This is a genomic window from Flavobacterium branchiophilum FL-15 (assembly GCF_000253275.1).
Lineage (GTDB): Bacteria > Bacteroidota > Bacteroidia > Flavobacteriales > Flavobacteriaceae > Flavobacterium > Flavobacterium branchiophilum.
Genome location: NC_016001.1, coordinates 3,139,254 through 3,153,731 on the forward strand (window position 1 = coordinate 3,139,254; position 14,478 = coordinate 3,153,731).

Annotated in this window: 9 protein-coding genes; 6 read left to right on the plus strand and 3 right to left on the minus strand. The window is 31.8% G+C overall.

Features of this window, described 5'->3' with window-relative positions:
• The first annotated feature begins 44 nt into the window (after positions 1 to 44).
• Positions 45 to 1,154: a DUF4407 domain-containing protein gene (locus tag FBFL15_RS13620; protein ID WP_014085131.1), complete on the plus strand. Its 1,110-nt coding sequence runs from the start codon at positions 45 to 47 to the stop codon at positions 1,152 to 1,154.
• A gap of 121 nt (positions 1,155 to 1,275) precedes the next feature.
• On the opposite strand, the gene FBFL15_RS13625 is transcribed toward FBFL15_RS13620, so the two are convergent.
• The gene (locus tag FBFL15_RS13625) at positions 1,276 to 2,139 is read right to left on the minus strand and encodes a sigma-70 family RNA polymerase sigma factor (RefSeq protein WP_014085132.1); all 864 of its coding nucleotides are present in this window, start codon (positions 2,137 to 2,139) and stop codon (positions 1,276 to 1,278) included.
• 337 nt (positions 2,140 to 2,476) lie between these two features.
• Between FBFL15_RS13625 and FBFL15_RS15850 the strand changes: the two genes are divergently transcribed.
• Both FBFL15_RS15850 and FBFL15_RS13640 read left to right on the plus strand, forming a co-directional pair.
• Complete coding sequence (locus FBFL15_RS15850; protein WP_014085133.1) at positions 2,477 to 4,411, plus strand: ATP-dependent nuclease; 1,935 nt, start codon at positions 2,477 to 2,479, stop codon at positions 4,409 to 4,411.
• Positions 4,408 to 6,360, plus strand: coding sequence for an ATP-dependent helicase (locus tag FBFL15_RS13640; RefSeq protein ID WP_014085134.1), 1,953 nt, complete (start codon positions 4,408 to 4,410; stop codon positions 6,358 to 6,360). Before FBFL15_RS15850 ends, FBFL15_RS13640 begins: the two co-directional genes overlap by 4 nt.
• Before the next feature lie 125 nt (positions 6,361 to 6,485).
• Here the strand turns inward: FBFL15_RS13640 and FBFL15_RS13645 are convergent, their stop codons facing one another.
• Together FBFL15_RS13645 and FBFL15_RS13650 are read right to left on the minus strand one after the other, a co-directional pair.
• Positions 6,486 to 9,122, minus strand: a complete 2,637-nt coding sequence (locus tag FBFL15_RS13645; RefSeq protein WP_014085135.1) for a DEAD/DEAH box helicase — start codon at positions 9,120 to 9,122, stop codon at positions 6,486 to 6,488.
• Between the two features lie 50 nt (positions 9,123 to 9,172).
• Positions 9,173 to 10,801, minus strand: a complete 1,629-nt coding sequence (locus tag FBFL15_RS13650; protein WP_014085136.1) for a site-specific DNA-methyltransferase — start codon at positions 10,799 to 10,801, stop codon at positions 9,173 to 9,175.
• Positions 10,802 to 11,598: 797 nt separating this feature from the next.
• Between FBFL15_RS13650 and FBFL15_RS13660 the strand changes: the two genes are divergently transcribed.
• The 3 genes from FBFL15_RS13660 (at position 11,599) to FBFL15_RS16230 (ending at position 14,049) form a co-directional block, all read left to right on the plus strand.
• Positions 11,599 to 12,048: a hypothetical protein gene (locus FBFL15_RS13660; RefSeq protein ID WP_014085137.1), complete on the plus strand. Its 450-nt coding sequence runs from the start codon at positions 11,599 to 11,601 to the stop codon at positions 12,046 to 12,048.
• A 65-nt stretch (positions 12,049 to 12,113) separates the two neighbouring features.
• A complete protein-coding gene (locus FBFL15_RS13665; RefSeq protein WP_014085138.1) occupies positions 12,114 to 12,701 on the plus strand; it encodes a CDP-alcohol phosphatidyltransferase family protein in 588 nt (195 codons plus the stop codon).
• Positions 12,688 to 14,049, plus strand: coding sequence for a phosphatidate cytidylyltransferase (locus tag FBFL15_RS16230; RefSeq protein ID WP_014085139.1), 1,362 nt, complete (start codon positions 12,688 to 12,690; stop codon positions 14,047 to 14,049). The genes FBFL15_RS13665 and FBFL15_RS16230 overlap by 14 nt, the downstream gene beginning before the upstream one ends.
• Positions 14,050 to 14,478: the final 429 nt, after the last annotated feature.

The window sequence follows — 14,478 nt, forward strand, 5'->3', positions numbered from 1 at the left end:
AATCATTTGCGTCAAAAGATGCAACACTAATCAAACCCAAAAATATGTTAAAACGATTTTTTATTGTATGCTCTGGAGCCGATAAAAACCTCCTAAAAGCTTGTTCGGAAGGCGAACAAACCAAATATGTTGGCATTGGAGCCACTGTATTTTTTACGGCAATCATGGCTTTTTTAGCCAGTAGTTATGCCTTGTTTACCGTGTTCAACAATAGTTTTTTTGCTCTTATGTTTGGCTTTGTTTGGGCCTTATTGATTTTCAATTTAGATCGTTTTATTGTTTCAACTATTCGCAAAAAAAATCAAGTACTAGACGAATTTATCCAAGCAACTCCACGGATTTTATTGGCCATTATTATTGCAATTGTTATTTCAAAACCATTAGAAATAAAAATATTCGAAAAAGAAATCAACACCGTTTTGCTACAAGAAAAAAATGCGATGTTGCTTCAAAACAAAAAACAAGTTTCGCAATATTTTCAAACCGATGTTGCCCGAAATACCAATGAAATAGACCAGCTAAAAAAGGAAATTGCCCTCAAAGAAAAAGAAGTAAACGACTTATATGAAACCTATATCAAAGAAGCCGAAGGCACAGCAGGCACAAAAAAACTAGGAAAAGGCCCCGTTTTTAAAGAAAAAATAGCCAAACACGATACCGCTAAAAAACAATTGGACAGTTTGCGGCAAGCCAACGGCATTAAAATTGCCGAAAAAGAAAAATTAGGACTACAATTGCAAAAAGATTTGGACCAAAAAGTAGCCCAAACCCAACCCATCATTGACGGATTTGATGGCCTAATGGCCCGAATAAATGCGTTGAACAAACTGCCAAAAGCACCTTCCATTTTTATCATGCTGTTGTTTTTGGCCATCGAAACATCGCCAATTATTGCCAAATTATTGGCACAAAAAAGCCAATACGATTTTGCTTTAGAAGATGCCGAGAATATTTTTAAAAGCCATTTGGAACAAGAGCAACACCAACGTGATTTACTAACCGCAACCAACAAAAACATCCATACCAAAGTATATGAAACATTGGATGATGATGCTGGTTTACAACAAAAACTTCGAGCCAATGCTTATGACTTAATTGTCAATCAAGACCAATATTTTTTTGAAAAACAGCGGCAAAACCTGCCCAAATCCTAAAACCCCATATTATTGATGGTAAAAAAAAACTCTGGCACAAACCAGAGTTTTTTAATCATCAATCAAAAACCGAACAAGTAATCAGCCTGTTCTATTGTGAATCTTTTTAACATCAATAAGATTATCCCAAATATGTTTTTAAGATTTTGCTTCTCGAAGTATGTTTCAATCTGCGAATGGCTTTTTCCTTAATTTGACGAACTCTTTCACGAGTCAAGTCAAAAGTTTCGCCAATTTCTTCGAGCGTCATCGGATGTTGGTCGCTCAATCCAAAATACAGTCGAACGACGTCTGCTTCGCGAGGTGTTAAAGTTTCCAACGAACGCTCAATTTCTGTACGTAACGATTCGTGAATCAGGTCTCGGTCTGGATTTGGCGATTCGCCCGAACGTAATACATCGTATAGATTAGAATCTTCGCCTTCTACCAAAGGGGCATCCATAGACAAATGACGACCCGAGTTTTTCATAGATTCTTTAACGTCATTTACCGTCATGTCGAGCTCTTTTGCAATTTCTTCGGCAGAGGGCGGACGCTCATTGGATTGTTCCAACAAGGCATACATTTTGTTAATTTTGTTGATAGAACCTATTTTATTTAAAGGCAAACGCACAATACGAGACTGCTCTGCCAAGGCTTGCAGAATAGATTGACGAATCCACCAAACGGCATACGAAATGAATTTGAAACCACGAGTTTCGTCAAAACGTTGTGCGGCTTTAATCAAGCCCAAATTGCCTTCGTTAATCAAATCGGGCAATGTAAGTCCTTGATTTTGATACTGTTTGGCAACAGACACCACGAAACGTAAATTGGCTTTAGTCAATTTTTCTAACGCACGTTGATCGCCCGCTTTGATTTTTTGAGCCAACTCCACTTCCTCGTCTGCGGTAATCAAATCAACCTTACCAATTTCTTGCAAATATTTGTCTAATGAAGCCGTTTCACGGTTGGTTACCTGCTTCGTAATTTTTAACTGTCTCATCGTCGTTTTCTTTTTTTTTTAAAAGATTCTGGTTGTTATACGTAAGGCATCCTAAAAAAGTTACAATTTAGGGTTTATTTTTTTTTATTCTATATCTAAAATGGTGTTTAAGGTATTTGAGAGTTTTTTTTGAGTTTAGAAGATAGTTTTCTTTTGTGGATTTATTTAGGAGTGGATTTTTGAAATTAATGTTTTCATGGATAAGCTTATTTTTAGGTATGGAAATTAATGTTATATTTGCAAGGGAAAATAAAACACGGTTTGTTGCAAAAGATTTCAAAAATAATCACCACATCATATTTAAGAAATAACAAGAGATATAACAAGATTTTAAACTATGGGGATATTAATAGATAGTGTTAGGATTTTAAATTATAGAGCAATAAAAAATTTAGAAGTGAATTTGTCTAAATTGACACTGCTAGTTGGTGCTAATAATGCTGGAAAAACTTCTTTTTTAAAAGCTTTGAATTTGGCTTTAGGCATAGATCGCAAAACAGTCAATAGGGAGGATGTTCACGAAGATGGAACTCTTGATGTGTATAAAAAAGAAATAATTATTGACATTAGAATAATAGCTGTTGATGATACTGGAATAAGAATACAGGATTTTGATGAAAACTGGGCAGAATCTGATCGAATAAGTGGGAACATTAAAACTGATGCAGCGGACTATCAATTTTTAGGAATCAGAACAAAGTATAAGTTTGATAATTTGAGTCAAACCTTTAAACAAGAATCTTACACTTTAAAACAGTGGTTGCCTTTTGAAAATTGGACATTAGAAACGAATGAAGATAAAAAATTTCAAAAACCAGATACAATACCATTAATTTTTGTAGATGCACAAAGGGATATTCAAGCAGACTTAAAAGATAGAAGTTCGTTTTTAGGAAAAATGACTAATAAGCCCGATATAAAACAAGATGATATTGAGCCAATAGAAAAACAAATTAATACACTTAATGAATCAATAATATCAAAAAGTAGTAATCTTAAAACATTAAAAGAAAAGCTAAAAGAGTTAAATAAAACGGTTTTATCTGCAACAGATGAAGGTGTTGAAATTGCACCTATAAACAAAAAGATTAGCGATATTGGGAGAAACTTAAACATCAATTTTAATGATTCCGGCACACAAAGTTTTCCACTGGAATATCATGGAATGGGAACCCGAAGTTGGGCATCTTTATTAACCTTAAACGCATTTATTTCATGGCAAGAAGAAATCAATAATCCTTATTTTCCGATATTAGCATTAGAAGAACCCGAAGCACATTTGCACCCAAATGCGCAACGCCAACTGTATCATCAATTAAAGGAAATAACGGGACAAAAAATCATTAGTACACATTCGCCATTTGTTGCAGCACAATGCGATTTGATGGATTTAAGACATTTTTATAAAGATAGTGATGGGTTAAAAGTTGGGCAATTAGAATTTTCAGAACCTTACGAAAAGAGAATTGCAGAATTACAAGATCAATTAAAAGACCCATTAACAGACTCTAAAATAAAACAAGCCATTAATGAAGAAAAACAACAATTACTTATAGAGAAAAGAGGTAAAATCAATAATGAAGAGAAAAGAAAAATTGAACGTAATATTTTTAATACTAGAGGAGAAGCATTATTTTCAAAAGCATTAGTGTTTTTTGAAGGAGAAACAGAAGAACAAGCTTTACCGATTTTATTTAAGGAAAAATTTGGTTGCTATCCATTTGAAATAGGCATCAATTTTATTGGAGTTGGTGGAAAGGACAACTATAAACCATTTATAATTTTTGCTAAATTTTTAAATATAAAATGGTACATCCTTAGTGATGGTGATAATACTACAGAAGTAGATGTTAAAAGGCAGATTACTGAATCTTTTGGGAGTAATTATTTTGAAGCCCTTTTTACTTTAGACGAACTTGATTTTGAGCTATATGTTCTAAAATACGGGTATAGTAATGAAATAATTGCTGAAATAAATCAACATGAAACGAAAGCGGATTTTTTATCGGAATATATTCAAAACCATAACTATCAGCCAAAAGGAAAAGATGTAGAAGGAAAAGATATTCCAAGAAATTATACTTCTGATGCAGATGGTGGAAGAAGTCGTGCTTTATTAGACGCATTACATAGTAATAAAACAAAATATGCCCCATTAATTGCTCAGGCTATTTTAAAAAAGAAAGATGGTAATGGCAAAACTATCTTCCCACCTAAAATAGACGAATTGTTTAAAAAAATTGCTTCTGATTTAAAAATAGATTTACCATGACAATACAAGAGGAAATAATAAATCATAAAGAAGGGGCATTATTGGTAATGGCAAGTGCTGGTAGTGGAAAAACACGTGTACTCACAGAAAGAATCAAAGAATTATTGAAAAATGAAAGTGAAAAATTTCATGTTTTGGCACTCACCTTTACCAATAAAGCCGCAGAAGAACTAAAAGAAAGATTATCTGATGTAAAAAATATTGAAAAGAGGGCTTTTGTAGGTACTTTTCATAGTTTTTGTCTTGAGGTTATTCAAAGTCATGGGTATGCGATTAACAAAAGTGTACAACCGCATATATTTGAAAAAAATGAAGATAGAACAAATCTATTAATACAAGTTTTTGAAAAACCTGAAAATTGGGACTTAAGAAAACATTATGAAAATAAAGATGCAAGAGAGAAGCAACTTTTTATTAGCAATGCACTTACCTATATCAGTAAAAAGAAAAAACAACTAAAAGGAATTGAGAAATTTGATTTTTTGGATGGTGATAATGAAAAAGAACTAATTCAAAAAATGTACAGCGAATATAATGACCTTTTAATACTTCAAAATGCAATGGATTTTGACGATGTTTTGATATATGCATATCAAATATTTTCGGATAGACCTGCTATTGCAAAATTGTATAGAAACCAGTTTAAATACCTATTTATTGATGAAGCACAAGATTTGAATTTTGCACAATATGAATTATTAAAGATAATTTGTAATGGAGAACACAGAAATGTAATGATGGTTGGTGATGTAAAACAATCTCTTTATGATTTCAATGGTTCTGATTATGTATATATGAAAAATAATTTTATTAAAGATTTTAATGCTGAAACAAAAAAATTAAACACAAACTTTAGATCATCGAAAAAAATAATTGAAGTTGCTAACTCTGTTTATGCTGATGCAATGCAAGGGTCTGATTCAATTGTAACTGGAAAATTTAAAATATTTGATAATTGCGAAGATGAAAAAGCTGAGGCAAATGCTATTGTAGAGGAGATAAAAAAATATTTAAAACAAGGTAAATATCAAGAGGATGGATTTATTGGTGATACTATTAGCTACAAGGATATTGCAATTTTAGCAAGAAGTAGGTATTTATTAAAAAATGTTGAAGATCTATTAACCCAAGAGGGTTTGCCTTCTTATCTTAAAAAAGGTAGTGATAGTTTATTTTTTGATAGTCAATTAATGAAAATTTTCGATTTAGGGCTTCGGATTTTAATTAATCCTGTTGATGTTTTGCATTTTTCTGAAATACTAGAAATATATTCAATTACAACCAACATTTCAAACCTCAATAATTTAAGTGGGCTAGAAAAGTTAAAATCTATTCATAATTTTATTACCGAAGATGACAAAGTACTATACTCATTGCTATTAGAGAGTTGGACTATTTTGAATAATCAGAATAAATTTAATTTAAGAGAAGCTTTAGTTCCAATAATGAGTTTATTTGAAGTTGAAAACATTTTCAAAGTAAATGAACCTTATGAAGAGTATGAAGGTAAAACCATAGATGAAAATACAGCAATTCGATTTGACATTGAAGAACTTGAAAAGTATTACAGCATTTATGCTAGAAACACTCCAGCTGAATTAAAATCACTAACTCATTTTAAAACACAATTGTCATTAGGTTTAATTCTACCAGAAAAAGAAGAAAATGGTATTGTGTTGAGTACGATTCATTTAGCAAAAGGGTTAGAATATGAAATTGTATTTGTACTAGGTTTGGATGATGGTTCATTGCCTTTTTATAAAAGTAAACAAAGTGGCGGCAAAGCATTATCAGAAGAAAAAAATATTTTCTATGTTGCTGTAACTAGGGCTAAAAGAGCTTTATACCTGTCTTATCCTAAAAGTAGAACAATGCCTTGGAATCCTTATAGTATAAAAACTATGACGCCTTCAGAATTTTTAAACGGTTTAAAAGAATTAGAAAATTAACCAAAGCAACAAAAATTAATAATTTAATAACCCAAAACTAAAGGAGGTGCGTTGCTGTACCTCCTTTTTTATTATTCTATTTCTAAAATGGTGTTTAAGGAATTTGTTAATGTAACTTATATTTCCTAAAATTGTCTTATCAAATCAATTGCTTCTTCTAAATTGTAAGCCCCATTAATAGCATTTTTATCAAAAACCATTATGTATTTATATTGGGGTGAATTGGTGCTTTTTTCCCAAGCATTACCTAATCTCAATTTTGCTGCACTATCTGAATTATCTCTATCTGAACCTTTTGTTTCAACCACAATTACTCGATTTGTTTTCGTTATTAAAATAAAATCAGGATAATGGTTAGACTTAAACCCATTTAATGAAAATCCTTTTCCTCTACCCAAATTTCTGTGCCAAAAAGCAATATTTGATAAATTTGAAATTTCTAAAATAAATTTCTCTTCCAAGCCATTCATGTCGCCTTCATGAACATACAGTGAATTTCCTATATCATTCCCCGTTTTTGATGGAATTATGGCAGGTTCAAATTTCCAAATTCCTTGACTTGTGATTTTATCAATTCTCAGCCATTCTAAAAATGTTTTTTCGGCTTCAATATCTGCCAATTCATTGATTTTCTTTTTAATTAAATCGGTATATGTAAATTTATGTTGTAAAAAATCTTGCAATTCTTCTGCCGACATATTTTCTAAAATCCGATTTACATATTTCTTAATTTCAGTATCTGCAATGGGTGGCATTTTATCTATTTGTTTCACAACTTGATAGGCTATATCTTTAATTTGACTTTCTTTTGGTTTAGCCAAAATATATTCGGTTATTGGTTCTCTCAGCACGTTATCAATTTTTAAAGAAACCATTTTATAGCCGCCATCATTGGTGTTTTCAGTATCTATTTTATACAAATCAGACGAAATACTTTTAAAAGGAATATCAATATCTTTGTTTGAAAGTTTAAAATTTTTCAGCAAATTTACTCTATCTAATAATTGCATCTCGCCTAGACCCATATCCAAAAAATCGTTTTTAGGAACTTCAATCACAAATTTTGGTAAGATTATTTGTTTTGCTTGATCTGCAACTGCTTCACGCATTTTATATTGTTTCACTTTCATGCCCACTTCGGAATAAATTTGTTGAATAGTTGTATCGTTTTCTTGGTTTGCAATTGTTTTTTGAAATGCTTCGCTTGTTGCAATGGCTATTTCTTCTATCTCAAAAACAGTTGTGTTTGTACTTTGATTGTTTTGGGTTGGATTGAAATTAATCTTTTGAACATCTATGAAATTTTCTTCAACCACTTCTATTTGTTCTGGAAAAAAGAAATTGTCTAATGATTCTTGCTTTACTTCTTCTTTCACAAGTTCAGGCATGATATCTTTTTCTCGATAATCTTTTTCACTAAAACCCGATTGTTGCAACCCTTTTATAATATTTTGCAAAGTGTTTTGAAATTTTACAGAAGCCGTAATAACATAAGATAAATTTAACATCGTGCTATTGTGTTTCATCACATAAGGCTGACGTAAAATTCTTCCAAGTATTTGAGTAACATCAACTTCTGATGATTTATCTGCCAACGATGCCAAGATATAAGCAAACGGGCAATCCCAACCTTCTTTCAAAGCATTAATCGTGATAATGTAACGAACTGGACAATCTTTGCTCATCAAATCTTCGTTTTTCAACTCGTCTTTATTGGCTGTTTTTATTTTGATTTGTTCCTCTGGAATGCCAATTTTGATTAGTTGCTCTTTGAGTTTTTCAAAAGTGGTATTATCTTCTTTTCCTTTGGGTTGGGCTTGAAAAAGAACAATTGGACGAATATATTTTCCGCCGTTTTGTTCCATAATTTTAGCTTCGTTTTCCAATTTATTTTGCAAATGCAATGCACTTTCGATAACCCCTTCACTATTTTGATGATTGTAAACAATAACAGGTAATTTTACCATGTGTTCTTTTTTCAATTCAATTGCCGAAACCAAACTCACAATATTGGCGTTTTGTTTTGGTGTTGCGGTTAAATCTAAAATGAAACTTGGATTTAAATTGTTTAACATTTCAACACTTAAATCACTTTCTGCATTATGACTTTCATCCACTATTAAAATGGGATTTAAACTTCTAATTACGTTGATTAATGCTTCTTTTTCTGTGCCTTCCAAAACATCAGCATCGTTTATCATTGAAGCGAAGTTTGCCAAATTAGAATTCTGCTCATTGACTTTTCTGTCTTCTTTATTTTTTGCTCTAATAGATGCAAAATTCATCACCATTATGTTTAATTGTTCTTTTACTGATGACGAATTAAAATTAGCTCCTTGCAACAATTCTCGTTTTTCATATACTTGAACTCTATTATTAAACAATGAATTCAGTTTTTGGCAATAGGGATGATCTGGATTAGAAAGATTTTTAACCGTTTGGTCTAATAAATTACTCCAAGGCACCAACCAAATCACGGTTTTTGTTTGATTATCGGGCATGGCATCAAATATGGTTTTCAAGGCATTGCAAGCTATGAATGTTTTTCCGCCAGCTGTTGGGACTTTTATACTTAAATGCACTGCATTGGGAACGGTGTTTTGATAAGGTCGCATTCCTTCGCCAGAAAGAGGGTTGTAAAAACCCACTTTATCTTGCCAAAAAGTATTGAAAGCAACATTGGCTTTCTTATGGTTTTGTAAATAGTCAAAATACAATTGCAAATCATCAATAACTTGCTTTTGATAGGTTTTTAGTTCCATAATTTTTAGTTTAGACCTAACATTTTAAAACCTGTTAAGTCTGGTAATTGCTAAAATCGGGTTATATCTCTTGGGATTTTTTTAAATTCTATATTTTTTTCTCTCAAAAAGGTTTCTGGTAGCAAACAATTATCAGCATAAATGATGTAGCGTTCTGCTTTTTGTTGCACATATTCCGCTAATGAGTCATAATCGAGCGTGGTTAAATTGTCTTTTTCGTAGATAAAATAATAAGCGGTTTCGTTATGGTTTCCTAAAAAAGGGGTTGCCATGGCTTCGTTTCTCGCAAAGTCGGTTACTGGAAAAGGATTTCTTGTTTCGGTAAACCAAACGTATTCTCTGATTTTCTCGATGCCAACATTTTCGTTTAAGTTATTGTTTTCATCAAAAAGGGGTTCTCCTAAAGTATAATAATCAAAACTTCCGCCTGTTCCTTCTTTATCGGCATAACCGTTGATTACCCGTTTTACACGCTCGGCAGTGATGGTTTCGGCATAATCTTCCATTTCTATTAAAATGAATTTTCTGTTGCCACCATCTTGCTTGTTTAAGTTTAAAACCGCATGAGCTGTTGTGCCTGAACCTGCGAAACTGTCTAGGATGATGGAGTTTTTGTTACACAAAAAATTTATCAAATACTCTATTAAAGAATGTGGCTTTGGATAATCAAAAACTTTTTCTCCAAATATTTTGAGTAATTCTCTGCCTGCATTTTCAGTTGTCTCAACATCAACTTGTTCATCAATTAAATTCGGCGGAACTTCATTGTTATAATTTTCTTTTTTATAAGATAAAACTAATGATTTTGAATTGATATTAATTTTAGTATTGTTTAATATTTCTTCATTAAGTTTATCTTGAACCCAAATAAATCTATTTCTAAACCTTACATCATTTTCATTTAAACCATTTTTTATAATTAAATCATCTAAGAGTTGATTTGGGAATTTTGTTGTTCCATAAATTCCTTTTTCAATTATTTGGTCTTCTAATTTTATATTAATGATTCCTTTAGGAAAACTTAAATCTTTATAAGAATTTTGAGGCTTTGTAAATGGATCATCACTCGTACTTTCCTTTTTAATTCCAGTAAACTTATCTGAATTAGATTTTTTAGAATAACATAAAATGTATTCTAAATTCTTTTTTATTTTAAATGATAAATTCGGAGGTGTTGCAGATTTGAACCAATTATATTGTCCTACAAAATTTCCTTTTCCAAAAATCTCATCCATTATAATTTGTAAATTATATAATTCATTTTCATCAATAGAAATAAATATAGCTCCATCTTTTGACAATAGCTTGTGCAATAATTTCAATCGTGGATACATCATACACAACCATTTGTCGTGCCGGGTTAAATCTTCACTTTCTTTGCCTACTACTTTGCCTAACCATTTTTTGATTTGGGGCGAATTGACATTGTCATTATACACCCAACTTTCGTTTCCTGTATTATAAGGTGGGTCGATATAAATACAATTTACTTTTCCTTCGTATTTGGGTAACAATGATTTTAAGGCTTCCAGATTATCACCGTTTATAATCATATTACCACTCAAAACTCCCCCTTTTGGGGTTGGGGGGCTGGTATATTCGTGATTCAGTACTTTGTAGGGTACCTCTAAATGATGATTGATGATTTTTTCTTTTCCAATCCAATGTAGTGTAGGCATATATCTTGCAGTTATACAAAATACAACGTGGGCTAATTCCAACTTGTTTTACCAGAAGCCCGACCAAAGGCAGTAATAAAAGCAAAAAGGAACGCCCACGTATAACGCAGACGTTTCCACTTCTTACTTTCCCTTATTACTTTGAAAAATTGGTCGTATTTCTGGTAAGGAAAATTGAAAGCGAAACGCTATATTTTAATTATTTTACTATTTTAGTTGTTCAATAAATTGTTTTTTTAATGAATGGCAAATGTAGTTTTTTTTTAAATTGGATGGTGTGATTTGGTTTAAAAATAATGGCTTGTTTGTAATTCTAATGCGTTAGGGATAGTAGTGGAAATCCTTTTTTTGGGTGGGTGCGGGCAAAAAAAGCCCGCACCCACCCAAAAAAAGATTATTACACAATATTATATTTCTTTTGGAGTTCAATGAACGTTGTTTGCAACGGATAGCCCGCCCCTTGGGGAACGCCCAAAAAAAAGTTTTTATTTGGTTTATGAAAAGTGCTTTTGGGAATTGTAGCTCTTTATTTTCAAAGACTGGAACGTATTGGTGTGTTTGTAAGCCAATTCAAATTGATGCAAAAGTACTTCGTTTAGGGCCTTGTTGCTTGTGTTTTTTTATGACTTATTGTAATACCAAATATACATATAAAATATATTTGGTATAATTAAATTTCTTGATTTTTGTTATTTTTTGTGCTTTTCGCAATTATACGAATTATATTTATTACTTTTCGCCAAAAATAATAGCCATCAGCACCCTATTTTTGGTGTTTTAATATTAATGTTTTGGCAATGAAAAATAAAATAGTTGTTGTTTTGGTTTTATTTACCCTTTCAAAGGTTAAAGCACAAAGTCCCGTGGCTTTTTATGTGTCTTACTATAATTCTGACAGATCTCAGTTAAAAATGGGGGCTGAATGGTTTAGTACGGCAGCTCGTTATCGTGTTTTTTATGGTATGGGCTATGGCATGGTAGCTACACAGAAGCAATACAAAGGACTTTTGGATTACCATGTTTCGTGTAATACCAATAAGGGGTTGTTGTTTAAAGTGAGTGGTTCTGATGTAAATTTGGCTCCAACGGTTGGCATAAGTCTTTTGAATGCAATGGATTTGGATGTGGGGTATTCGTTTGCTATTAACAAAAAGGAAGTTCCTGTTATTCAGGGGTTTACCGTGGGATTTACGGTTAGATTGTCCAAAAACAAAAATGCTTTTGAAAAATGGCACATAGGATTTTGAAAAGGATGGTGTTTGATGCCCAAGTTGATGTACTATTTTTTGAGTGTGAATGAAATTAAGTGTGAATGAAAACTAAAGAACAGATTTTTAATATTCCGAATTTACTGTCGTTTTATCGATTATTGGCTATTCCGTTGATTATTTGGAGTTTGACAACAGGACAACGTAACTTATTTATTATTTTGATTAGTATCAATTTAATTACTGATGTTTTAGATGGTTGGTTGGCAAGGTATTTTCAACTTTGTACAGAATTTGGAGCCAGACTGGATTCGTTGGCAGATATTGGTACTTTTTTGTTATCCATTTGGGGTTTTTTAACTTTTGAAAAAACATTTGTTTTAGCACATCAAACGGCCTTTGTATTGCTATTTAGTTTTTATGCAATTCCTCAATTGGTTTCTTTAATTAAGTTTAGAAGGCCAACGAGTTTTCATTTGTATTCAAATAAATTTGTGGGCTATGTTCAAGGAATTTTTATATTTACTTTTTTTGTATTTGGCTATCACAAAATTTATTTTTATTTTATGATTGTTGCAAGTTGTTTGGCCGATTTTGAAGTGTTTGTATTGGTTTTATATATGCCAAAAATCAAGTCGAATGCTAAAAGTTTGTATCATATTTTAAAAGCAAATCAAGATGTCAATTTATAATTTTGTACTTATTTATTTTTTAATAGGCGGTTTTGGCATTGCTATGATCAACCGAAAATCACTTCATCAAGAAGCAAATGGCAATCGTTGGAAAAAATATTGGGTATATTTGCTATTGGTTTTGGTTCAATTATTTCTAATTGACAAAGGGTGGTATTTGTATTTTGGGGGTGTGGTGGTACTTATTGGGCTATATGAAATAGCTATTCATATCAAACAAACGAAGACCTTACTACTTTCGTGGGGGGTGCTGCTGGTTGCAGGTGGGTTTTACATCACTTTTTTTTATCAAAATAATGTTTTATATCAGCAATTGCTGTTTGTTACTGTTGTTATATTTGATGGTTTTTCGCAGCTTTTTGGACAACTTTTTGGCAAAACAAAATTATTTCCAGTTACCAGTCCAAACAAAACAGTAGAAGGACTATTGGGGGGCATTTTATCGGTTATGGTAACCTATTATTTTATTATAAATGCGTTTCATTTGGACTTGTTGCAGGTTTTTGTTTTAGGGGTTTTTATTTTATTTTTTGCTGTTTTAGGCGATTATTTAGCCTCGTTATTTAAAAGGCTACATCAAGCTAAGGATTATAGTCCAATCATTCCAGGGCACGGTGGTATATTGGATCGTTTTGACAGTTTAATTTTGGCTAGTTTTGGGGGGTATATAGCGTTGAAGTTAGATTTTTCAAATCCTTATGTATTTATTTGTGTTGTATATGGCATTATTATTGCTGTTATATTTACAATATCTGAAATATTATTTCATTTTTACACCATAAAAGTTGAAATTACTAGAAAAATAACTCATTTTTTATCTGGAATTGTTTGTTTGTCTTTCCCTTATACGCTCCACAACCATTGGATTGGGTTGTTGCTTTGTATCTCATTTGTTGTGATTTTGTGGGTAAGCGAAAAATATCATTATTTGCAATCTATACACGCTATAGATCGTTTTTCGTTTGGATGTATCTTATTTCCTATAGCCGTATATGGTTGTTTTTTTGTTTATTGTACGATTTATAATCATAAAATATATTTTTATTTGCCCATTATTATTTTAGCAATAAGTGATCCTTTGGCCGCCTTATTTGGTAAAAAATTTCCTATTGGGGTTTATCGACTGGGGGCCATCAAAAAAACCCTGATGGGTTCCGTGGTATTTTTTCTATCTTGTTGGGTTTTGGTTTGGATTGCTTTTGCCCAAAGCACTTTTCCTATTGAGTCTAAAGTGTTTAAAAGCATCGCCATTTCTGTTTTGGCAACTTTTACCGAAGCCATAAGCGGCAAAGGTTTTGATAATTTGTCTATACCATTGGTGGTCGAATTGTCATTGGTGTTGATGTAAGTATATAAAAACATCATATTCAGTTTAATAGCAAATATAAATTAGTACAATCTATTGGTTCTTTTTGCTAAAATGAGTCAAAAAAAATAGTTCCGTAGCCGAGCTATGACATCCTTTTTTTGAATTTTTTTTTAAAATATCTTTTACATTTATGAATTATTTTATAAATATATTTTGTGTTATTTGTGGTTGATTTTGCGTTAGGGATAGTAGTGGAAATCCTTTTAGAAGCCCACCAGCCCCCAAAAGAGGTGTTGTATTGCACGAATATAGTTTCTGAATGTGTAATCAAAAAAGATTATTTCACAATATTATATTTCATTTGGAGTTCAATGAACGTTGTTTGAAACGGATAGCCCGACCCGTAGTTTACGGGAGGGACACGCCCTTATTTTTATGAGATTGTTTAAAATTGGTTGTTACGAAATT

Excerpts from the sequence above, each read along its gene's own strand:
- FBFL15_RS13620 (WP_014085131.1), top strand. The coding sequence starts at position 45 with ATGTTAAAACGATTTTTTATTGTATGCTCTGGAGCCGATAAAAACCTC.
- FBFL15_RS13625 (WP_014085132.1), bottom strand. The coding sequence starts at position 2,139 with ATGAGACAGTTAAAAATTACGAAGCAGGTAACCAACCGTGAAACGGCT.
- FBFL15_RS15850 (WP_014085133.1), top strand. The coding sequence starts at position 2,477 with ATGGGGATATTAATAGATAGTGTTAGGATTTTAAATTATAGAGCAATA.
- FBFL15_RS13640 (WP_014085134.1), top strand. The coding sequence starts at position 4,408 with ATGACAATACAAGAGGAAATAATAAATCATAAAGAAGGGGCATTATTG.
- FBFL15_RS13645 (WP_014085135.1), bottom strand. The coding sequence starts at position 9,122 with ATGGAACTAAAAACCTATCAAAAGCAAGTTATTGATGATTTGCAATTG.
- FBFL15_RS13650 (WP_014085136.1), bottom strand. The coding sequence starts at position 10,801 with ATGCCTACACTACATTGGATTGGAAAAGAAAAAATCATCAATCATCAT.
- FBFL15_RS13660 (WP_014085137.1), top strand. The coding sequence starts at position 11,599 with ATGAAAAATAAAATAGTTGTTGTTTTGGTTTTATTTACCCTTTCAAAG.
- FBFL15_RS13665 (WP_014085138.1), top strand. The coding sequence starts at position 12,114 with ATGAAAACTAAAGAACAGATTTTTAATATTCCGAATTTACTGTCGTTT.
- FBFL15_RS16230 (WP_014085139.1), top strand. The coding sequence starts at position 12,688 with ATGTCAATTTATAATTTTGTACTTATTTATTTTTTAATAGGCGGTTTT.